The following is a 22274-nucleotide window of genomic DNA, read 5'->3' on the forward strand; positions in this document are numbered from 1 at the left end:
GAGACATAGTCTCACCATGGACGTCGTCTCAGAGCGGAATTCGCGGGAAAGCCTCACCGCGCGCAAGCAGAAGGCCACCCGCGCAAGGATCGCCGCGGCAGCGGCCCAAACCGTTGCCGAGAACGGCCTGGCCACGGCCACCGTCGAGCAGATCGCGGCCGCGGCCGAGATCGGCCGTGCGACCTTCTTTCGGTACTTCAGCTCCAAGGAGGACGCCGTCGCCGAGGGGATGACGACGCATTGGCTGGACCTGATCACCGCCGCTATCGCCCGGCAGCCGGAACACCTGTCCGCCGCAGACTCCGTGATCGCGGCGTTCGGTGACCTGGGCGACGGCTTCGAGGCGATCAGCGACCGGGTGCGCGAGCTTGCCACCCTGACGCGGTCCTCGCCTGTGTTCAGCGCCTGGACGCTGCAGATTTACCTGCGGTATGAGGCCGCGATCGCCGATCTGGTCGCGCCGCGACTCGGTAACCACGGGCCCGAGGACCCGCGGCCACGACTCATCGGTGCGCTCGCGATGGCGGCGATTCGCATCGCCTTGGACGACTGGCTGGCCCATGGCGGTTCACTCCCGGAACGTGTGCGCACGGCGGTGTCGTCCGTGCGCGTCGAGTGATCAGCGCCGGAACAGCTGCGAACCGATACGGACCAGCCTGTCCCACCCAGCCGGGCGGGCGACCAGCTTGCCGATCAGGGGAGTGGAGTCGAAGAACGAAACCCGTTCGGCGATAAGGCCATTGGTGAAGGTAAAGCGGTCGACGGCGTCCCACGCGATCGGCTTGCCGCCATACGTTCCGCTCAGCGTGAATTCAATGAACACCTCATGCGTGCCATGGCCGACACGGTGCACGTCCGCGTGCAGATCGGGCACCAGCGCGAAAAGCCGCTGAAACGATTCCCGGCACGCCTGCTTACCGCGAAGCGTGCCCATCATCGGCTGGATCAGCACGATGTCGTCGCTCCACAGCGCCTCATGCTTGGCCAGGTCGGGCGTGCGCCACGTCTCGGCGAACCGTGCGGCGAACTCGGTGGCGAACTGCTCGTCAACCTCGTCGATGGTCATGGGACCCGAATGTAGCCGCGACGTGGAGTGCTGCCGTCCCTTCAAGGCGTATGCAGTGTCCGACGCGTCCTAATCTGTGGGTTGGTGGTCCGTCACGGCGGACTGGATCGCGGCGATGACCTGCGTGCGGGCACGGCAGCACCGTTCTCCAGTCATGACAGACTCGTTCTCCAGTTAGTCTTGGCGTCATGCCTGTTCGCACCGCCCTTCGCCCCGGTGTGGTGTCACCGACCCTCCCCGTACCCAAGTCGATCGCCCGCCCCGAATACGTGGGCAAGGCGACCGCGCGCGAGGGCCATGAGCCATGGGTGCAGACGCCCGAAGTGATCGAGAAGATGCGCGTCGCCGGCAGGATTGCCGCCGGCGCGCTGGCCGAGGCCGGCAAGGCCGTCGCTCCCGGTGTGACCACCGACGAACTCGACCGCATCGCCCACGAGTACATGGTCGACCACGGCGCTTACCCGTCGACGCTGGGATACAGGGGCTACCCGAAGTCGTGCTGCACGTCGCTGAACGAAATCATCTGCCACGGCATCCCGGACTCCACGGTGATCGAGGACGGCGACATCGTCAACATCGACGTCACCGCCTACATCGACGGCGTGCATGGCGACACCAACGCCACCTTCCTGGCCGGCGACGTATCCGAAGAGCACCGGCTGCTCGTCGAGCGCACCCATGAGGCGACCATGCGCGCCATCAAGGCCGTGAAGCCCGGGCGCGCGTTGTCGATCGTCGGCCGCGTCATCGAGTCGTATGCAAACCGCTTCGGCTACAACGTCGTTCGCGATTTCACCGGCCACGGCATCGGTACCACGTTCCACAACGGATTGGTGGTGCTGCACTACGACCAGCCCGCAGTGGAAACCGTGCTGGAACCGGGTATGACGTTCACGATCGAGCCGATGATCAACCTCGGTGCACTGGACTACGAGATCTGGGACGACGGCTGGACCGTCGCCACCAAGGACAAGAAGTGGACCGCGCAGTTCGAGCACACGCTGGTGGTCACCGACGACGGCGCCGAGATCCTGACTCAGCTGTGAGACTTCCATCGCGAGCAGACGCAAAAGGCCCCGACACGCCGAGAAAAAGGGGCACTTTGCGTCTGCTCGCCACAGAAAAGTGACCACCGCCGGCGCGCTGCTGGTTGCCGGCACCACGTCGGACGCCGGGAAGTCGATGGCCGTCGCCGGCCTGTGCCGGCTGTTGTCACGCAAGGGCATTCGCGTCGCGCCGTTCAAGGCGCAGAACATGTCCAACAACTCGGCCGTCACCGTCGAGGGCGGTGAGATCGGCCGGGCGCAGGCCATGCAGGCCCGCGCTGCGGGGCTGGCGCCCAGTGTCCGGTTCAACCCGATACTGCTCAAACCCGGCAGCGACCGCACCTCGCAACTGGTTCTCAAGGGTCAGGTCGTCGATACCGTGACCGCGACGGACTACTTCACACACCGTGACAGGCTCGCCGGGGTCGTCGCCGACGAACTATCCCGACTGCGAAGCGAATTCGATGCCGTCATCTGCGAAGGTGCGGGATCGCCCGCCGAGATCAACCTGCGCGCAACCGATCTGGCTAACATGGGCTTGGCCCGCGCAGCCGACCTGCCCGTGGTCCTCGTCGGCGATATCGACCGCGGCGGCCTGTTGGCCCATTTCTTCGGTACCGTCGCGGTGCTCGAACCCGACGACCAACGGCTCATCGCAGGGTTCATCGTCAACAAGTTCCGCGGCGACCCCTCGCTGTTGCAGCCGGGACTCGACCAGCTCCACCAGCTGACCGGCAGACCCACCTACGGCGTCGTTCCCTACACCGACGGCCTGTGGCTGGACACCGAAGACTCCGTATCCGTGCTGGCGCACCGCGTCGTCGGCGAGCCGCAGCCAGCGCGGGGCCCGGAGTCGTTGCGGGTAGCGGCGATCCGGTTGCCGCGGATTTCCAACTCCACCGACATCGAGGCGCTGGCGTGCGAGCCCGGCGTGATGGTGCGCTGGGTCGTCGACCCGTCCGAACTCGCCGACAGCGACGTCGTCGTCTTGCCCGGCAGCAAGGCCACGGTCGCGGATCTGGCATGGCTACGCGAGCGCGGGCTGGCCGAGGCGATCGTCGCGCACGCCGCCCGACACAAACCGGTGCTCGGCATCTGCGGCGGTTTCCAGATGCTGTGCCGTCACATCGACGATGCGGTGGAGTCGAAAGCCGGCGGCGTCGAGGCGCTCGGCCTACTCGATGCGGACATCACATTCGCCAAGGACAAGACGCTGCGGCATCACGATGGGGAACTGCACGGCTACGAGATTCACCACGGCCGGGTGACACGCCACAATGCAGACGACTGGCTGGGCGTCGGCATTCGCAGCGGTCATGTCTACGGCACGCACTGGCACGGACTCCTCGACAACGACGCTGTGCGTCGACCGTGGCTCGTCGAAGCGGCGGCCGCCTCAGGGCGACGGGGTTTCGTGGTGGCGGACGATGTCGACGTGGCGGCCCGGCGCGATGCACAGTTGGATGTGATGGCCGATCTGCTGACCGCGCACACCGACGTCGACGCCATCCTCGCGCTATTGGAGGACGGCCCGCCCCAGCGGCCGACCATCGTCACGAAGCTGCAGGGCTGACGATACGAGGAGGGGGCCACGATGACCGCGCAACCACAGCTCTTGCCTCCCAACGTCATACGGCACTGGTACGCGGGCGGGCCCGCACTGGCGGCCTGGCGCGGTCTGCCACCCGTCGGTGACCGCTCGCCAGAAGAGTGGGTGGGCGCAACGGTGGCACGCTTCGGCGAACCGGACCTCGGGCCCGCCAAACTTGCCGACGGAACGCTGCTGCGCGACGCAGTTCGCGCCGACCCGGACGGCTGGGTCGGCCGCGACGACGCAGACCCGGGCGACACCGGTGTGCTCGTCAAGCTCTTGGACGCCGGCCAGCGCCTTCCCGTGCACGTTCACCCCACCCGTGAATACGCCTGGAATCACCTGGGCTGCGCCTACGGAAAGACGGAGGCGTGGTACGTCCTGGAAGCCGACGAGGACGCCGCGGTGTGGGTCGGGTGGCGCGAGGAGGTCAGCCAGAGCCGTCTCACGGATTTGGTGGAGGCCCAGGACGCCGAGGCGATGCTGGCTCTCATGCACCGGGTCCCGGTGCGGCCGGGTGACGGTGTGCTGGTGCCAGGCGGCACCCCGCACGCGATCGGAGCCGGCATCCTGCTCGTCGAGGCACAGGAGCCCACCGACCAGTCAATCCTGTTGGAGCGCAACAACACTACGGCCTCCGACGAAGAGGTCTTCCTCGGCCTGACCCGCGACGTGGCGCTGTCGGTCGTCGAGACCACGGCACGAACGGATATTTCTACGCTCATGCGGCATACCGGCGCTGATGTCGCCGGCCTCATTGGGGTGCTGCCACAGGAGGCGACGGACTTCTTCCGGATGGAATTGCTGACACCCGGTGTCGACGTGCCCGCTGGGTTCGCGGTCGCCGTGGTGCTGTCAGGGGCCGGGGCGCTCACTGCGATGCACGGCGCCTCGGTCGACGTGAAACGCGGCCAGACGCTTGTCGTCCCAGCCGCCTCCGGGCGTTGGCGCGTCGACGGCGACGTGCGACTACTCGTCTGCAGGCCGGGCACCACGTGGCCGCCAAACGTAGAAGCCTTCGGTCGGTAGCCTGGCGATCATGGCGAGGTGGCATCCGCGCGCGGCTGCGCTGACTGTCCTGCTTGCCGCGCTCACCGGTTGCGGGCACGCGGTGGTGGGCACCGCGACCTGGCCGGGCGCCCGCCTGGACAAAGCGGTATTGACCGCAACCGATTTCCCGCCCGGCGTGCAGTACGACCGCATCATCCGTTCACCGGGTCAGCCCGACGGCGCGGGCGGTCCGCCGGCGATGCTGTCGGCGCCTGAGGGCTGCTCGGACGGACTCACTCGCGCGATTGCCGACACAGCCGAGCGTGGTCCCGGCAGCGCCGCCGAGTACGTGGTCGCGTACGACGGCGCGCGCATCGTGATGACGGTGATGACGTCGCGTCTGGACCTGCCACGGCTGGCCGCTGTCGCGCAGCGGTGTGCACAGTTTCAGACGTACTTCGATCCGTCGTCGCCCGGCATCCCGATGACCACCACCAGGCTGCAAACGCCGCGTGCCGAGGCGTTGGTGTACCAGCAGACAATGCGCCTGGGTAACGCGGACAGCAGCGCGTACTTCTCGTTCGAGAATGTGGGGACGATGGCGGTGTTCGGAGTCGCGTTTCCTACAGCGAATCCCACGATTACCGTCAAAGCTTCGCTGCCGCAGACGTTTCTGGACATCGCGTCGCGACAAGCCGACCGCGCGCAACAGTCTTGAGTTGCGCGCCATGTACACCGCGAAAATGGGCCCCCGGGTGGGCCATTTCGCTGTAGGTTGACCAAATGCCTTCCACCATGGTCACCGTCGACGGCTTTGGAGTGCCGGTCGACGTGGCGGGCCCCGACAAGGGTTCCGTCGTGGTGGTGCTCGGCGCGGCGCACCACGCGCCGTCGGCGTACGACGCGGTATGTCAGCGGCTGCACACGGCGTCGCTGCGGACCATCGTGATCGGACCCGACCCGCGGCTGACCGCCAAGTCCGTCGTCGGGATCCTCGACGCACTCGACGTGCGGTGGGCGCTTCTGGTCGGCGACCGCGTCGGCGGTGAACTGGCGTGGGAGCTCGCCGCCACCCGGCTGGACAGGTTCATCGGCCTGGTGGTGATCGACCGCGGCCATCCGTGCGTTGCCGACCTCACCGGCGTGATCCGCGACGAGCACTGCCCGCCGGTGGAGATGAACACCACCGCGCTGGTCAGCACGCCCGCCGCCCGGGCGGTCGCCAAGGCCAGCCAACGCTACGTGTACGGCGACTTCAGGCTGGTCGACCTGCTGGGACGCCGCAACGCCGCCGACTCCACCGCGCAGCTGGCCGCCGAAATCGTGCTGCGCACCAGCAGCTGGTAGCGCTACTGCGGGTGCTCCTCGGGTATCCACGCCTGGGGCAACGCCGGACTGCCGGGAAAAAGGAAGTCGACGAACGCCTTGGCGGTGGGCTGCGGCTCATGATTGGCCAGCCCCGGTCGTTCGTTGGCCTCGATGAACACGTAATCGGGTCCGGTGACGTCGGGAACCAGCAGGTCGATCCCGGTCACCGGGATGCCGATGGCTTCGGCGGCCGCCACCGCCACCTCGCATAGATGCGCGTTGACCTCTGCGGTGACGTCGTGGATGGTGCCGCCCTGATGCAGATTGGCTGTGCGGCGAACCCGCAGACGATGCCCCTCGGGTAATACGTCGTCGAACGACCATCCGGCTTCGGCGACGGTCGCCTCGGTGACCTCGTCGATCGGTATGCGGGACTCACCGCCCGTCGCGGCCGCCCGTCGACGGCTCTGGGCCTCGATCAGCTCGCGCACCGTGTGATGTCCGGTGCCGATCACTTCGGCGGGTTTGCGCAGCGCGGCGGCGACGACCTTGCCGTCGATCACCACCAGCCGCAGGTCATCGCCTGCCGCACGCTGCTCGATCAGCACCTCGGGGTGCTGCTCGCGGGCGCGTGCCAGCGCGGCTTTCAACTCCTCGGGGCCGTCGACGCCGACCGTGATGCCCTTGCCCTGCTCGCCGCGGGTGGGCTTGACCACCACGTCACCCACCTCGTGGAGGAACGCGTGGTCGGCCTCGTCGAAGGTGGCCAGTCGCCCCTTGGCGACCACGATGCCGGCCTCCGACACGATGCGGCGGGTCAGCCTCTTGTCGTCGCAACGACTCATCGCCACCGCGGATGTGTACTCCGACAACGACTCTCGCGTCACGACGCTGCGTCCGCCGTGCGACAGACGCATCTCGCCGGCTTCGGCGTCGAGCACCTCCACCCAGATCCCGCGGCGCATCGCCTCGTCGGCGATGATGCGCGCATACGGGTTGAGGTCGTCGACCGTCTCCGGGGGGTGGGTGAACAGCGGTTCGTTGATCGCGTTCTTGCGTTTGACGGCCATGACCGGCACGCGATGAAATCCCAGTTTTTCGTACAGCGCGATCGCGGCGGCGTTGTCGTGCGCGACGGACAAGTCCATGTAGGCCCTGCCGCGATCGCGGTAGATGTCGGCGAGCGCGCGAGTCAACGCGGCGCCGACGCCGGGCAGGCTCGTGGTCGGGTCGACCGCAAGCGTCCACAGGCTCGAACCGTCTTCGGGGTCGGAGAACAACCGCTTGTGGTCCACGCCGGTGACGGTGCCGACGATTGAGCCGTCGTCGTCACGGACCGCGACCAGGTAGTCGACCGGTTCACGGTTTAGGTGGTTGTCCCACAGCACGTCGACGGGCCCGGGCACCATCCCGCAGCGCACGTAGACGCGGTTCATCGCATCCGCATCGGCGGGGCTTTCCAGTGTGCGGACGGTGAATCCGGTCGGCGGATCGGTGGGCTCGTCGTGGTCGGTGAACCGCAGCCGATACGTGTGGCTGGGGTCGATGAAGAGTTCGGCTGGGGCCTTGGCAACCAGCACCTGAGGTTCGCGCGCGTACATGCAGATGTCGCGCCGGCCGGGTCCCTCGTGCCGCAGCACCTCGGCCAATTTTTCAGGGTCGGCGAAGGTCTGGCCGAATATCAATCTGCCCCAGCCCATTTCGAGCACCACATCGTCGGACATGGCCTCCACGAGGTGAGCAGGCGACGCGTCGTGCAGACCGAGCGTGATGGCCTCGGTGTGGTCCTCGTGGGGTTCGAGCGTGGTCACGCAGCCGCTCCGGTGATGCCGTGGCGCTGCAGCCACAGCTCCAACAGCGCGATCTGCCAGAGCTCGTTCCCGCGCAGTGGGGTAAGCCTGCCATTCGGGTCGGCCAGCAGCCGGTCGACGGCTTCAGGACGGAACAGCCCGCGTTCCTTGGCGGCCGGTGCGTACAGCGCGTCGCGAACCATGTCGAGGTAGGGCCCTTCGAGATGGGTGAGCGCGGGCACCGGGAAGTAGCCCTTGGGGCGGTCGATGACGTCGGCGGGGATCACCCGGCGCGCGGCCTGTTTGAGCACACCCTTGCCCTGGTGCGCGGTCTTGAGCTCGGGCGGACAGGTGGCGGCCAGCTCGACGAGCTCGTGGTCGAGGAACGGCACCCGGCCCTCGAGGCCCCACGCCATCGTCATGTTGTCGACCCGCTTGACGGGGTCGTCCACCAGCATCACGGTGGTGTCGAGCCGCAGCGCCCGGTCGACGCCGGTTTCGGCGCCGGCACGGGCGAAGTGCTCGGACACGAACCGTTCGCTCGGATCATCGCCGGTCGCAAAATGTGGTGTCACCAGCGCTGCATACCCGGATTGCTCCCGGTCGAAGAATGCCTTGCGGTAGCTGGCCACCGAGCCCTCCACCGAGGCGGTGTCCGGGTGGCCCATCGGGGGATACCAGTGGTATCCGGCGAAGACCTCGTCGGCGCCTTGACCCGACTGCACGACCTTGACGTGCTTGGCCACCTCCTGCGACAGCAGATAGAAGGCGACGCAGTCGTGGCTGACCATCGGCTCGCTCATCGCGGCGATGGCGCCGTCGAGCGCCGGCAGCATCCGCTCGGTGCCGATGCGTATCTGGTGATGGTCGGTGCCGAAGCGGTTGGCGATGATGTCCGAGTACCTGAACTCATCGCCCTCGACGCCGCCGACGGACTCGAAGCCGATCGAGAAGGTGGCCAATCCGTGCTGACCGGCTTCGGCGAGCAGCCCGACGATCAGGCTGGAGTCGACGCCACCCGACAGCAGGCAACCTACCGGTACGTCCGCCACCAGGCGACGTTCCACGGCCGTGCGAAGAGACGCGAGAACGGCATCCTCCCAATCCTTTTCGGACCAGTCGGCGCGGTCATTGCGGCGGGTGAAGTCTGGTTCCCAGTACGTCGTGGTGGTGCGGCGTCCGTCGGGCTCGATCGCGACGAGCGAGGCGGGCGGCACCTTCGTCACGCCGCGCAGGATGGTCCGTGGCGGCGGGACGACGGAGTGGAACGTCAGGTAGTGGTGCAGCGCGACGGGGTCGATGCGCGTGTCGACCTCGCCACCTGCCAGCAGTGCCGGTAGCGACGACGCGAACCGGATGCGCTTCGAATCCTCGGTCAGGTAAAGCGGTTTGATGCCGAGCCGGTCGCGGCCGAGGAGCACGCGGCCGCTGTCGCGCTCGACAATCGCGAACGCGAACATGCCGAACAGGCGGTCGACGAACCGGTCACCCCAGCGGTGGTACGCCTTGAGCAGGACCTCGGTGTCGCTGTGGGAGAAGAACCGGTAGCCGAGCTCGGACAGTTCGCGCCGCAGCTGTTTGTAGTTGTAAATGCAACCGTTCCAGCAGATCGCCAGGCCAAGCTCGGAGTCGACCATCGGCTGAGCGCCCGCCTCGGACAGGTCGATGATCTTCAGTCGGCGGTGTCCGAGAGCGACCCGGCCCTGGGACCACACCCCCGCCGAGTCGGGACCCCGGGGTGTCATCGCCTCGGCCATGGCCGCGACTGCCGTTATGTCGGGTGTCTGGCCGTCGAGCCGCACCTCCCCGGTGGCTCCGCACACCCATTCGACCCTACCGGCCCGCGACGGCGCAGGGGGAGTCGCGCCTTAGGAGACGCCCTCCAACTCGTGACCCGTCTCGTCGATCTGCCTGATCGGGCCGGTGAACCACTTCTTCACCGACGCGTGCCAGTAGATCCACAGCAAGACCAGCACACCTCCGACAAGCAACGGCGTGTAGTTGACGAACTTCCACTCAAAGCTCGCATCCCACGGCATGCCACCCATCGACGTCGGGAACATGGCGACCAGTGAGGTGATGAGGATCTCGATGATCGCCACGGGTGCCATCCACTTGTAATGACCCTTCAGGTTCCAGTTGCCCTGCTCGAACGAGTCGCCCGCCTTCCAGCGGTAGTAGATCGGCACGGCGAAGCACAGGTACAGGCCGACGACGCCGATCGACACGACCGCGAAGAACGCGACCGGGACCGGAGCGCCGTTGATGTCGACCTCGACCAGTGCGGGCAGGGTGATGATCGCCGCGATCACCGCCGTCACGATCACCCCGTTGGCGGGCACCCTCTTCGAGCTCACCTTCGACCACAGCTGATGGCCGGGCACCGCGCGGTCCCGGCTGAACGCGAACAGCATGCGTGATGCGCTCGTCTGACAAGCCGTGGTGCAGAAGAACTGTCCCGCGGTGGAGATGAACAGCACGGTGGCGACCCACTTGGCGCTCATCGCCTCGTTGAAGATCGTCACCACGGCGCCGCCGCCCGCCGACACGTCGTCGGAGTTCTGCACGGCGAACAGGAACGTCAGGAGCAGGACCCAGCCGCCGATCGCCGAGTAGAAGATCGACTGCCAAATGCCTCTGGCGGCCGCGTTCGCCGCGCTCTTCGTCTCCTCCGAGAGGTGCGCCGACGCGTCGTACCCGGTGATTGTGTACTGCGTCAGGATTGCGGAGATCGGCAGCACGAACAGCAGGAAGCCGAATCCGGACGACGAACCGCCGAACATCCCGCTGTTGTTGATGGTCTTGGCGAACACGTCGGAAAAGCTTGCATGCTGCTCAGGAATCAGCCACAGGATCAGGATCACCGCGGCCGCGCCGGCGACATGCCACCACACCGAGATGTTGTTGATGATGGCCAGCAGGTGCGACGAGAAGATGTTGATGAGCGCCGAGATCGCCAAGATGACGACGAACATCACGAACGTTCTCGTCAGGCTGTAGCCGTTAAGCCACGTCTCACTGAACGTGCCCAGCGTCAGGTCCAGGAACGTCGCGCAGCCGTACGCGACCGATGCCAGGATGGCGATTAGCCCGATCAGGTTCAGCCAGCCGGTGTAGTAGCCGGCCTTCGGGCCGCCGAGTTTGCTTGCCCACCAATAGATTCCGCCCGAGGTCGGGAAGGCTGACACCAGCTCGGACATACACAGGCCAATGATCAGGATGAACACCGACACGATCGGCCAGCCCCACGCGATCGCAGCCGGCCCCCCGTTGTTCCAGCCGAGTCCGAAGGAGGTGAAGCAGCCCGCGAGGATCGAGATGATCGAAAACGAGATCGCGAAGTTCGAGAAGCCCGACCAGGACCGCTGGAGCTCTTGCACGTAGCCCAGCCGGGCGAGGTGCTTCTCGTCCTCGTTGTGAAGTTCGTGGTCCTCGAGTTGTTCGTGGCCCTCTGGCATGGCGGCTCTCCTTCGTGGGCTGTCAACGCTGTGTGGACGAGCGGTGGCTGCATAGGGACAATAGATCGCTATTGGTCTGGTGTCCTACCTTTGAACGTGACAGTTTTGTCAAATATCTGGGTGAACGCCTGGCTGGCAAACTTCAATGGTTGACTGCTCGTCATCTGCCACTTGTAAAGGAAGGTCTGGTGTGTCGCAAATGAGCCCACCAACTGGCATGTTGTCGCAGGCCGACCTCGAAGGGCTGGTGGCCGCCGGCGACATCGACACCGTGATCGTCGCGTTCTGCGACATGCAGGGCCGGCTGACCGGCAAGCGGGTGTCGGCGCGGTTGTTCGTCGAGGACGTCGCCGCGCACGGCGCCGAGTGTTGCAACTACCTGCTGGCCGTCGACGTCGACATGAACACGGTCGACGGGTATGCCATCTCGAGTTGGGAGACCGGTTACGGCGACATGGTCATGACACCCGATTTCTCCACGCTGCGGCTCATCCCGTGGTTGCCCGGCACCGCGATGGTGATGGCCGATCTGTCGTGGACCGACGGCAACCCGGTGACCCAGGCCCCGCGCAGCATCCTCAACCGTCAGATCGATCGTCTCGCCGAGCGCGGCCTGGTGCCCTATGTCGGCACCGAGCTGGAGTTCATGGTGTTCGACACCGGATTTCGGGAAGCTTGGGCGGCCGGGTACCGCGGGCTGGCGGCCGCCACCGACTACAACGTCGACTACGCGATGCACGCGTCGACCCGGATGGAGCCGCTGCTGCGCGACATTCGGCTCGGGATGGACGGCGCGGGCATGTACTGCGAAGGCGTGAAGGGCGAGTGCAATCTCGGCCAACAGGAGATCGCGTTCCGGTACGACCACGCGCGCGTCACCTGCGACAACCACACCATCTACAAGAACGGCGCCAAGGAGATCGCCGACCAGCACGGCAAGAGCCTCACGTTCATGGCGAAATTCGATGAGCGCGAAGGCAATAGCTGTCACATTCACATCTCGTTGCGCGGCGACGACGGTGCCGCGGTGTTCGCCGATGCCGAGGACGAGCTCGGCATGTCGCCGATGTTCCGTAGCTTCATCGCGGGCCAACTCGCCACCCTGCGCGAGCTGACGCTGCTCTATGCGCCGAACATCAACTCCTACAAGCGCTTTGTCGAGGGAAGCTTCGCGCCAACGGCGATCGCATGGGGTATGGACAATCGCACGTGCGCACTGCGAGTGGTCGGCCATGGGCATGGCATGCGGATGGAATGCCGCGCGCCCGGCGGAGACGTCAACCAGTACCTCGCCGTGTCGGCACTGATCGCCGGTGGTCTGTATGGCATCGAACGTGAGCTGGAGTTGCCGGAAGCGTTGGAGGGCAACGCCTATACCAGTGGAGCCGAACGGCTGCCGACCACGCTCGGCGAGGCGGCGGCGCTGTTCGGTAAGTCCGAGGTGGCGCGTGAGGCGTTCGGCGACGACGTCGTCGAGCACTATCTGAACAACGCGCGGGTGGAGCTGGCCGCGTTCAACTCTGCGGTGACGGATTGGGAAAGGGTGCGTGGCTTTGAGCGGCTCTAGTTCTATGGCGAGCAGACGCAAAGGTGCCCAAATCTCCGGCGTGTCGGGGTCTTTTGCGTCTGCTCGCCGACCGGTACTCGGCCTCACCACGTATCTGCAGCAGGCGCAGACCGGGGTCTGGGACGTGCGCGCGAGCTTCCTGCCGGCCATCTATATCGAGGGCGTCAACCTCGCCGGAGGAATAGCGTCGCTGCTGCCGCCCCAACCCGTCGACGACGACATCGCCTCTCGAGTGCTTGACGGCCTGGACGGCCTGATCATCACCGGTGGGCGCGATGTCGACCCGGGATCGTATGGACAGCAACCGCACCCGGCGACCGACGAAGCCATCGCGGACAACCGTCAGCGGGATGCTTTCGAGTTCGCGTTGGTCAACGGCGCGATCCACCGCGGCATGCCGGTACTCGGGATCTGCCGCGGCGCCCAGGTGATCAATGTGGCCCTCGGGGGCACACTGCACCAGCACCTGCCGGACGTGATCGGCCACACCCATCACCAGCAGGGCAACGCGGTGTTCGCCACGTCCGCGGTGCGTACCGTGCCCGGCACGAGGCTGGCAGCGTTGATCGGCGAATCGTCGGACGCCCAGTGCTATCACCACCAGGCCATCGACCGCCTCGGAGAGGGCCTTATCATCAGCGCCTCAGATTCGGATGGCGTGATCGAGGCCGTCGAAATCCCCGGGGAGCACTTCGTTTTGGCGGTGCAGTGGCACCCCGAGGAACGGCTGGACGATCTGCGGCTATTCGCTGCCGTGGTGGAGGCGGCGGCCGCCTATGCGAAAGAAAGGGTAGACGCTTGACCACCAGTGACGTCATCAACCCCGCCACCGAGGAAGTGCTGCGCACTGTCGAGCACACCGACGAGGCGGGTGTCGACGACGCCGTAGCCCGCGCCAAAGTCGCGCAGCGGGACTGGGCGCGACTGGCACCGGCCGAGCAGGCGGCCGCGCTGCGCGCCTTCGCCGCGGCAGTGGATGCCCACGTCGACGAGTTGGCGCAACTGGAGGTCGCCAACTCCGGACACCCGATCGGCAACGCGACATGGGAGGCCGGACACGTCCGCGATGTGCTGCAGTACTACGCCGCGACCCCAGAACGCTTGTCGGGCAAGCAGATTCCGGTAGCGGGTGGACTGGACGTCACGTTCAACGAGCCGCTCGGTGTTGTCGGTGTGATCACCCCGTGGAACTTCCCGATGACGATCGCTGCGTGGGGATTCGCGCCGGCGCTTGCCGCTGGAAACGCCGTGCTGGTCAAACCCGCGGAGTGGACACCGCTGACCACCATCCGGCTGGGTGAGCTCGCGGTCGAGGCCGGGCTTCCCGCCGACCTCTTTCAAGTGCTGCCCGGCAAGGGTTCGGTGGTGGGGGAGCGGTTCGTCACCCATCCCGATGTCCGCAAGATCGTGTTCACCGGCTCGACAGAAATCGGCACGCGGGTGATGGCGGGTGCCGCTGAGCAGGTCAAGCGGGTCACTCTCGAATTGGGCGGCAAGAGCGCCAACATCGTGTTCGACGACTGCGACCTGGAGAAGGCCGCCGCGACCGCACCGTACGGAGTGTTCGACAACGCCGGCCAGGACTGCTGCGCCCGTAGCCGAATCCTGGTGCAGCGCAGCGTTTACGACCGGTTCATGGAATTGCTGGAACCCGCCGTCAAGGGTGTCGTCGTCGGTGATCCCCGCTCCACGGACACCGAAATGGGTCCGTTGGTGTCGAAGACGCACTGGAACACCGTCGCGTCGTATGTGCCTGACGACGCACCGGTCGCATTCCGCGGTGATGCGCCGTCCGGTCCGGGCTACTGGTTCCCGCCGACGGTGCTGACCCCGCGGCGCGACGACCGCACCGTGACCGAAGAGATCTTCGGGCCGGTGGTCACGGTACTGCCGTTCGACGACGAAGCCGACGCCATCGCCCTCGCCAACGACACGCCGTATGGCCTATCCGGATCCATCTGGACGGACAATCTGTCGCGGGCACTGCGCGTTTCACGTGCCGTGGAATCCGGCAACCTCTCGGTGAATTCGCACTCATCGGTGCGGTACAACACACCGTTCGGCGGTTTCAAACAGTCGGGACTCGGCCGTGAGCTGGGCCCCGACGCACCGCTGTCCTTCACAGAAACCAAGAACGTCTTTTTCGCGATCGGAGAAGCCTGATGGATTTGACGCAACGACTGGCCGGCAAGGTCGCGGTGATCACCGGCGGCGCCGGAGGAATCGGACTGGCCACCGGACGGCGCATGCACGCCGAGGGCGCGACGATCGTCGTCGGCGACATCGATCCGACGGCTGGCAAGGCCGCCGCCGACGAACTGGACGGATTGTTTGTGCCCGTTGATGTTTCAGACGAGGCGGCCGTTGACAACCTTTTCGACACTGCGGCTGATACGTACGGGTCGGTGGACATCGCGTTCAACAACGCCGGTATCTCCCCGCCCGACGACGACGTGATCGAAACGACCGAACTGCCGGCGTGGCAGAAGGTGCAAGACATCAACCTCAAATCGGTGTACCTGTCATGCCGGGCCGCGCTGCGGCACATGGTGCCTGCCAAGAAGGGCTCGATCATCAACACCGCCTCGTTCGTGGCGGTGATGGGATCGGCGACGTCGCAGATCTCCTACACTGCCTCCAAGGGCGGCGTGCTGGCCATGTCGCGGGAGCTTGGAATTCAATACGCGCGCAGCGGGATTCGGGTCAACGCGCTGTGTCCCGGGCCGGTGAACACGCCACTGCTGCAGGAGCTGTTCGCCAAGGATCCCGAGCGAGCGGCGCGGCGGCTGGTGCACGTCCCGATGGGCCGATTCGCCGAACCGGAGGAACTGGCAGCGGCGGTGGCGTTCTTGGCGAGCGACGACGCGTCGTTCATCACCGGCTCGACCTTCCTGGTCGACGGCGGCATCAGCGGCCATTACGTGACCCCGATGTAGACCATGTCTGCCGACCCGGACGTCCCACTGGCTAGCGACGCACTGCTGCGCCCAGTGCGGCCCGGGAACGCGTTCGAAGACACTGTCGAGCGGCTGCTGCAGACTATCCGGCTCGGTGTTCTGCAGCCCGGCGAATCCCTTCCGCCCGAAAGGGAACTCGCCGCCCGGCTCGGCGTCAGCCGTGACACCGTGCGGGAGGCGATCAAGTCGCTGGCCGACGCCGGATATCTGGTGTCACGGCGTGGCCGCTACGGCGGCACGTTCCTTGCCGACGAACTACCGCGGCATACCGGTGACAGCGCCGGTGTGACCCGTGCGGATATCGACGACGCGTTGCGGTTGCGCGAGATCTTGGAGGTGGGCGCTGCCCGAATGGCGGCGAACCGCACGCTGACCGCTGCGGAGCGAGAAATGCTGTGGTCGCGCCTGACGGACGTTCGCGGCGCGCAACCGGACGACTACCGGCGGCTGGATTCGAGACTGCACCTTGCGATCGCGGAGGCGGCGGGATCGCCGTCGCTGGTGCCGTTGGTGGCCGAGAACCGGATGCGACTCAACGCGCTGCTGGACCAGATTCCGTTGCTGCCGCGCAACATCGCCCACTCCGATGAGCAGCACGAGGCGATCGTCTTGGCAATCCTGGCCGGCGACGGTGAGGGCGCCGCGACGGCGATGCAGGCGCACGTCGCTGGATCGTCAGCGCTGCTGCACGGTTTCCTGGACTGAACGACGGCGCCTGCCGATCCTGAACGCCACCCGGGAAGGCAGACCAAGGCGCAGAATCGAGTGATGAAGCCATCCGGTGTACACCATGTCGCCATCTGCGTCGCCGACGCGCAGAAGGGTCTCGAGTTCTATCGAGACGTTCTCGGCATGACGCAGCTGCCGCGCCCGGATCTCGGCCGAGGGTACTGGCTCAACGCCGGCGGCCAGCAGGTGCATCTGATGGAGTCCGACACCCCGCCGCCCGCAGCGAACCACTTCGCAATCCAAGTCGACGACATTGACGCCGCCGTGACCGACCTGCTGGAGCAGGGTGTCGAGGTGCACCGGGCTCCGCTCATCGCAGGCGCCGGACACCAGGCCTTCCTGCACGATCCGTTCGGCAACTTGCTGGAGCTGAACCAGCCCGAATAGCCAAGGAGTCGGCGGCCGGCTGTTGGGTAGGGCCACCTGTTCCATCGGGGCGACGGATGCTGCTCGTGGTCACACCGTCTGGTTCGGTCGAGGGATTAGCCTTGTTGGGTGGCGGAACCCGGTGACCAGGCGGTAGTGCGACGCGCGTCGTCGGCGCTCGCCGACGTCGACACCACCGGATGGGCGCGACGCTTCGACCTGTTGTCCGATCCGCACCGTCTGGAAATCCTGCTCAGCCTGCATCGTGCGCCCGGAATCTGCGTCGGCGATCTCGCGGCCGCGCTTGGGCGGTCGGAAAACGCCGTCTCTCAGGCACTTCGCGTGCTTCGGCAGCAGGGGTGGGTGAGTTCGACAAGGGTTGGCCGGGCGGTCAGCTACCGGCTTGAAGACGAGATCGTGCACGACCTGCTGCACTGGATCGGTGCGCGGCACGGCTGATGGGCGCGCCTCGCATATTGACAATGGATGATCCGCTGCTCGCGGACCTTCCGAACCTGGGTGGCGCCTCAGATCTGCCGGCGCATATGCGTATCGCCGGGTGGCTGGAGCGGCTCATCACCTCCCGCACCCTGCGTCCGGGTGACAAACTGCCGTCCGAGATCGAGATCGCCAATGCGCTGGGCGTCAGCCGGATGACGTTGCGCCAAGCCCTGAGCTCCATCGAGGCCAAAGGCCTGATCGACCGCCGGCGGGGGCGTTTCGGAGGCAACTTCGTCGCGGCGCCGCGCTTCGAATTCGACCATGCCAGCCTGCCGGGCTTTACCGAGCAGATGCGCAGAATCCACGTGGAGGCCGGTGCCGAGGTTCTGCGCGCCACCACTCACCGCCCCGCTGCCGACGTTCGCGACGCGCTCGGGCTAAAGCGGGCCGACCAGGTACACGAGATCCTGCGCGCCCGTTCCGCCAACGGTGAACCGATCGTCCTCGAGGAGGCATACCTGCCTGCCGCGATCTTTCCCGGGTTGCGGACGGCGGATCTGACCGGCTCGTTGTACGCGCTCATGCGCGAGTACGACGCGTCACCCTATTCCGCCGACGAAGAGATCGAGGCCACCGTCGCGACCGAAGAGCAAGCCGGCATTCTCCGAGTGGAGGCGGGCAGTCCATTGCTGCTGATCACGCGGACGTCCTACACCGAAAACGGGGTGGCGGTGGAATTCTCGCGTGACTATCACCGCTCGGACCGCGCGCGGATCCGCATCACGTCGCGGGCCGACGGTCCTGCGCCCGCGCGCGACGCCAGCCGGTAAGCGCATCGGAAAGCAGTTCGGCCGACAACTCGGGCACGACGGTCGGGGCGATGGCTCTGAGCTGCGCGCTGGATTCGGGGCCGCCGACAGCGATGCAGTGCATGCCGGCCCGCAGCGCGGCGCCTACTCCGGGCACTGAGTCTTCGAAGACCAGCACGTCACCGGGTTGGCGGTTGAGCAGCCGGGCCGCTTCGAGGAAACCCTCAGGATGCGGCTTCCCGTTCACGACGTCCTCCTCAGCGACCACGATGCCGACCAGCGCGCCGACCGGGCTGGACTCCAACACGGCCATGACGTCGTCGCGCTGGGCGCCGGTGACGATCGCAACGGGAATCTCGTTGTCTGCCAAGAGCTTAACCAAGCCCAAAGTCGCGCCGGCGATCGGCGACCTGTCGGCTACGCGCTGTTTGTACACACCCTGACGAAAGCGCAGCAGTTCGGTGACCTCGTGTTGGGTTCCCTGCCCGTGCAGGGTCACGGCATGCTCGATGATCTCGCGGTCGCTGCGGCCGAGCAGATCCTTGCGGTAATCCTCGAAAGTCATGTTCCATGCGAGGTGAACGCGGAAGAGCTCGCTGAAGATGTCGAACAGGATGTGCTCGTCATCGGAGAGGGTGCCGTTGAAGTCGAATATGACGGCCGGCTGATGGCTGCGTAACCATGTGTCGATCACATCGCGTGCGCGCATCGCAATAGTCTAGACCTTTAGTGGCCGCCGGTTTAGAGTGAACTCGATGCCGTTTCCGCTTACCGACGCCCAGCTCGACGCACTGCTGGAGGAGATTCCGGCCGTAGCGGGCCGGCCGCGGCAACTGGAGGAACTATCCGGCGGCCTGACCAATCGAAATGTCAAGGTCACCACGCCCGACGGTGTCTACGTTGCCCGCTGCACCGACACCAGCCGCAACTTCCTTGGCATTGATCGCGACGTTGAGTGCTACAACACCAAAGCCGCCGAACAGGCAGGCGTCGGTGCGCCCGTGATCGACTATCGACCAGATCTTGGCATCCTTCTGCTCGGCTACCTCAACGGAAAGACGCTGTGCAACGACGATTTTCAGCGGCCAGAAGTGGTCGCGAAGGTGGCTGCGGGCTGCCGGGCGTTGCATTCAGGGCCGCGCTTTCGCGGCCGATTCGACATGTTCGAACGCCAGCCCGCATACCTGAAGACGGCCACTGACAACAGCTTCAAGATCCCGCACGACTACCTCGACTACGCGGACACATTCTCCCGGATCGAGAAGGCGCTCACCCAAACCGACCGGACCACCGTGCCGTGCAACAACGATCTGCTGGCCGAGAATTTCATCGAAGACGGCGAACGGGTGTGGATCATCGATTACGAATACTCCGGCAACAACGATCCCTGCTTCGAGCTCGGCAACATCTGGAGTGAATGCGGTCTGACCACCGAGCAACTCGAAGAACTCGTGACGAGCTACTACGGACGAGCCCAGCGCCACAAGACCGCAAGGGCACACCTTCAGGGCATCGTCGCCAAGTACGGGTGGACATTGTGGGGTTGCATCCAAAGCGCCTCCAGCCCGCTGGATTTCGACTTCTGGGGCTGGGCGATGGAACGCTACGAGGCCGCGATCGCCGAATTCAAAGGCCCGCACTTCGCTCAGCTGCTCGACGATATTCACGCCACTGACTGACGTAAGGAACCAATGGCCACGAAATCGCTTCCCGACCGCGCCCGCGTCGTCATCATCGGCGGCGGCGTCATCGGCACCAGCGTCGCCTACCACCTGACCAAGTTCGGCTTCACCGACGTCGTAGTGCTCGAACAGGGCCAGTTGTCCTGCGGCACAACGTGGCACGCTGCCGGACTGGTCGGCCAACTGCGGGCGTCGGAGAGTGCGACGCGGCTGGTGCAGTACTCGACGCAGCTATACGCAGAACTAGAACGCGAGACCGGCCTGTCCGCGGGCTACAAGCAATGCGGGGGAGTGACGGTCGCGCGGACCGAGGACCGCATGATCCAGCTGCGCCGTACGGCCGCCAACGCTGCGGCTTTCAACATGGAATGCGCGCTACTGACACCCGAACAGGCGCTCGAGCATTACCCGGTGATGCGTGTCGACGATCTGGTCGGCGCCATCTGGCTGCCCGGCGACGGCAAGGCCAACCCGACCGATCTGACGTTCGCGCTTGCCAAGGGTGCGCGGATCCGCGGTGCGCAGATCATCGAAAAGGTTCGGGTGCTCGGCGTTTCCGCGGTCGCAGGCCGGGTTGCCGGCGTGCGAACCGATGCCGGAGACATCGAAGCCGAATTCGTCGTCAACTGCGCCGGGCAGTGGGCGAAACACGTGGGGGCGATGGCGGGTGTCAACGTCCCGCTGCACTCGGCCGAACACTTCTACGTCGTCAGCGACGCGATCGACGGTGTGCATCCCGATCTTCCCATCCTGCGCGACCCGGACGGCTACACGTACTTCAAAGAAGAGGTCGGCGGGCTGGTGATCGGGGGGTTCGAGCCGGAAGCCAAGCCGTGGGTGGCACCGGACAAGATTCCCTATCCGTTCGAATTCCAGCTGCTAGAAGAGGATTGGGAACACTTCGAAATCCTGATGAACAACGCGCTACTCCGCATTCCGGCGCTCGAGGCGACCGGCATCAAGAAGTTCTATAACGGACCGGAGAGCTTCACACCCGACAATCAATTCATCCTCGGCGAGGCGCCCGAACTCGTGAACTTCTTCGTCGGCGCGGGTTTCAACTCGGTCGGCATCGCCACGGCTGGCGGCGCAGGCCGTGCACTGGCGGAGTGGATCGTCAACGGCGCGCCGACCACGGACCTGACTTCAGTGGACATCCGCCGCTTCGCGCCGTTCAACGGTAACAACCGCTGGCTGCACGACCGCGTTGCCGAGGTGCTCGGGCTGCACTACGAAATACCGTGGCCCAATCGGGAAATGGAGTCTGCAAGACCGTTTCGGCGCTCCCCGGTGCATCACTTGATACAAGCCGCCGGAGCGAACTTCGGCAGCAAGATGGGTTGGGAGCGCGCCAACTTCTTCGCTCCCGAAGGCGTGCAGCCGACGATCCAATACACGTGGGGCAAGCCGAACTGGCTCGAATGGTCGGCGGCCGAACAGGCCACCACCCGGAACAACGTCACCGTGTTCGACCAGACGTCGTTTTCCAAGTACCTCATGGTCGGTCCGGATGCCGAGGCCGCGCTGCAGTGGCTGTGCAGCGCGGACGTCGGCGTCGGCGTCGGCAAGTCGGTGTACACCGGGATGCTCAACGAGCGCGGCACCTACGAGTCCGATGTGACCGTAACCCGCACGGGCCCAGAGGAATTCCTCATCGTCAGTAGCGCGGCCACCACCGAACGCGACAAGGACCACATCCGAAAGAACCTGCCCTCCGGTGCGCACGCCACGCTCGTCGACGTGACATCCGCCTACGCGGTGTTCGGTGTGATGGGTCCGAAGTCACGAGACCTGCTCACTGCTTTGACGTCGGCAGACCTCTCCGACGCGGCGTTTCCCTTCGCCACAAGCCAGCAGATTTCGCTTGGTTATGCGACAGTGCGCGCCACACGAATCACCTACGTCGGCGAACTGGGCTGGGAACTCTACGTTCCCGCCGAGTTCGCGGTCGGCGTCTACGAGGATCTGATGGCGGCCGGAGCTCAATTCGGAATGCGCCGCGGCGGCTACTACGCGATCGAGTCGCTGCGGCTGGAGAAAGGCTACCGGGCGTTCGGGCGGGAATTGACCCCGAGCGAGAACCCCGTCGAAGCCGGTCTGCTGTTCGCATGCAAGCTGAAGACCGACATAGCGTTCCTCGGCCGCGAAGCCGTCGAGAAGGCCAAGGCAGAAGGACCGCGCCGCAAGCTTGTCGGCTTCAAGGTCGACACCCCGGACGCCATGCTGTGGGGCGGCGAGCTGATTCTTCGCGACGGCGCCGTTGCCGGGCAGGTGACGTCGGCCGCGTGGGGCGAGACGATCGGGTCGTGCGTCGGCCTTGCGTACGTGAGGGCTTCCGACGGCGCGGTGATCAACGCCGACTGGGTCAACGCCGGCAACTACGAGGTCAATGTCGGCGGCCAGCTGTATCCGATCTCGGTGTCGTTGAAGCCGCTGTACGACCCGGCGAACGCGAGAATCCGCCCGTAGCACGC

At 65.8% G+C, this 22274-nt stretch carries 21 protein-coding genes; 16 read left to right on the top strand and 5 right to left on the bottom strand.

Annotated features, from left to right (window positions below):
• Positions 1-16: 16 nt before the first annotated feature.
• Positions 17-619 (top strand): TetR family transcriptional regulator, encoded by a 603-nt coding sequence (locus tag ACWW36_RS19455; protein ID WP_456137611.1) that lies wholly within the window; start codon positions 17-19, stop codon positions 617-619.
• Here the strand turns inward: ACWW36_RS19455 and ACWW36_RS19460 are convergent, their stop codons facing one another.
• Positions 620-1066 carry a nuclear transport factor 2 family protein gene (locus tag ACWW36_RS19460; RefSeq protein ID WP_456137612.1) on the bottom strand — a complete coding sequence of 149 codons (447 nt, stop codon included), beginning with the start codon at positions 1064-1066 and terminating at the stop codon, positions 620-622.
• 188 nt (positions 1067-1254) lie between these two features.
• Here ACWW36_RS19460 and map point away from each other — a divergent pair, with 188 nt between their 5' ends.
• From map to ACWW36_RS19485, 5 genes are all read left to right on the top strand, one after another.
• Positions 1255-2112: a type I methionyl aminopeptidase gene (gene map / locus ACWW36_RS19465; RefSeq protein WP_456137613.1), complete on the top strand. Its 858-nt coding sequence runs from the start codon at positions 1255-1257 to the stop codon at positions 2110-2112.
• Between the two features lie 79 nt (positions 2113-2191).
• A complete protein-coding gene (locus ACWW36_RS19470) occupies positions 2192-3685 on the top strand; it encodes a cobyric acid synthase (RefSeq protein ID WP_456137614.1) in 1494 nt (497 codons plus the stop codon).
• Positions 3686-3706: 21 nt separating this feature from the next.
• Positions 3707-4732, top strand: a complete 1026-nt coding sequence (locus tag ACWW36_RS19475; protein ID WP_456137615.1) for a class I mannose-6-phosphate isomerase — start codon at positions 3707-3709, stop codon at positions 4730-4732.
• 10 nt (positions 4733-4742) lie between these two features.
• On the top strand, positions 4743-5411 hold the full coding sequence (locus tag ACWW36_RS19480) for a hypothetical protein (protein ID WP_456137616.1): 669 nt from the start codon (positions 4743-4745) through the stop codon (positions 5409-5411).
• A 65-nt stretch (positions 5412-5476) separates the two neighbouring features.
• A complete protein-coding gene (locus tag ACWW36_RS19485; RefSeq protein WP_456137617.1) occupies positions 5477-6040 on the top strand; it encodes an alpha/beta fold hydrolase in 564 nt (187 codons plus the stop codon).
• Positions 6041-6042: 2 nt separating this feature from the next.
• Here the strand turns inward: ACWW36_RS19485 and ngg are convergent, their stop codons facing one another.
• From ngg to ACWW36_RS19500, 3 genes are read right to left on the bottom strand one after another with little or no spacing between them, the layout of a single operon-like run.
• Entirely contained in the window at positions 6043-7812 is a 1770-nt protein-coding gene (gene ngg, locus ACWW36_RS19490) for an N-acetylglutaminylglutamine synthetase (RefSeq protein ID WP_456137618.1), read from the bottom strand.
• Positions 7809-9614: an N-acetylglutaminylglutamine amidotransferase gene (locus ACWW36_RS19495; protein WP_456137619.1), complete on the bottom strand. Its 1806-nt coding sequence runs from the start codon at positions 9612-9614 to the stop codon at positions 7809-7811. Before ACWW36_RS19495 ends, ngg begins: the two co-directional genes overlap by 4 nt.
• A gap of 45 nt (positions 9615-9659) precedes the next feature.
• Positions 9660-11249, bottom strand: coding sequence for an amino acid permease (locus ACWW36_RS19500; protein ID WP_456137620.1), 1590 nt, complete (start codon positions 11247-11249; stop codon positions 9660-9662).
• A gap of 199 nt (positions 11250-11448) precedes the next feature.
• Here ACWW36_RS19500 and ACWW36_RS19505 point away from each other — a divergent pair, with 199 nt between their 5' ends.
• The 8 genes from ACWW36_RS19505 to ACWW36_RS19540 all read left to right on the top strand — a co-directional run bounded on the left by ACWW36_RS19505 (position 11449) and on the right by ACWW36_RS19540 (position 18139).
• The gene (locus tag ACWW36_RS19505; RefSeq protein WP_456137621.1) at positions 11449-12816 is read left to right on the top strand and encodes a glutamine synthetase family protein; all 1368 of its coding nucleotides are present in this window, start codon (positions 11449-11451) and stop codon (positions 12814-12816) included.
• A 4-nt stretch (positions 12817-12820) separates the two neighbouring features.
• Positions 12821-13618 (top strand): gamma-glutamyl-gamma-aminobutyrate hydrolase family protein, encoded by a 798-nt coding sequence (locus ACWW36_RS19510; protein WP_456137622.1) that lies wholly within the window; start codon positions 12821-12823, stop codon positions 13616-13618.
• Positions 13615-14979: an aldehyde dehydrogenase family protein gene (locus ACWW36_RS19515; RefSeq protein WP_456137623.1), complete on the top strand. Its 1365-nt coding sequence runs from the start codon at positions 13615-13617 to the stop codon at positions 14977-14979. The genes ACWW36_RS19510 and ACWW36_RS19515 overlap by 4 nt, the downstream gene beginning before the upstream one ends.
• Positions 14976-15752 (top strand): 3-oxoacyl-ACP reductase, encoded by a 777-nt coding sequence (locus ACWW36_RS19520; RefSeq protein ID WP_456142555.1) that lies wholly within the window; start codon positions 14976-14978, stop codon positions 15750-15752. The genes ACWW36_RS19515 and ACWW36_RS19520 overlap by 4 nt, the downstream gene beginning before the upstream one ends.
• A 3-nt stretch (positions 15753-15755) precedes the next feature.
• Entirely contained in the window at positions 15756-16478 is a 723-nt protein-coding gene (locus tag ACWW36_RS19525) for a FadR/GntR family transcriptional regulator (protein WP_456137624.1), read from the top strand.
• Positions 16479-16541: 63 nt separating this feature from the next.
• Positions 16542-16889 carry a VOC family protein gene (locus ACWW36_RS19530; RefSeq protein ID WP_456137625.1) on the top strand — a complete coding sequence of 116 codons (348 nt, stop codon included), beginning with the start codon at positions 16542-16544 and terminating at the stop codon, positions 16887-16889.
• A 108-nt stretch (positions 16890-16997) separates the two neighbouring features.
• On the top strand, positions 16998-17327 hold the full coding sequence (locus tag ACWW36_RS19535) for an ArsR/SmtB family transcription factor (protein ID WP_456137626.1): 330 nt from the start codon (positions 16998-17000) through the stop codon (positions 17325-17327).
• Between the two features lie 23 nt (positions 17328-17350).
• Complete coding sequence (locus ACWW36_RS19540; protein ID WP_456137627.1) at positions 17351-18139, top strand: GntR family transcriptional regulator; 789 nt, start codon at positions 17351-17353, stop codon at positions 18137-18139.
• Here the strand turns inward: ACWW36_RS19540 and ACWW36_RS19545 are convergent.
• The gene (locus ACWW36_RS19545) at positions 18090-18827 is read right to left on the bottom strand and encodes an HAD family hydrolase (RefSeq protein WP_456137628.1); all 738 of its coding nucleotides are present in this window, start codon (positions 18825-18827) and stop codon (positions 18090-18092) included. The two genes, ACWW36_RS19540 and ACWW36_RS19545, sit on opposite strands and share 50 nt — an antisense overlap.
• 46 nt (positions 18828-18873) lie before the next feature.
• Between ACWW36_RS19545 and ACWW36_RS19550 the strand changes: the two genes are divergently transcribed.
• Positions 18874-19797 (top strand): phosphotransferase, encoded by a 924-nt coding sequence (locus ACWW36_RS19550; protein WP_456137629.1) that lies wholly within the window; start codon positions 18874-18876, stop codon positions 19795-19797.
• Between the two features lie 12 nt (positions 19798-19809).
• Complete coding sequence (locus tag ACWW36_RS19555; protein WP_456137630.1) at positions 19810-22269, top strand: GcvT family protein; 2460 nt, start codon at positions 19810-19812, stop codon at positions 22267-22269.
• Positions 22270-22274: the final 5 nt, after the last annotated feature.

Source organism: Mycobacterium sp. MMS18-G62, from assembly GCF_053877835.1.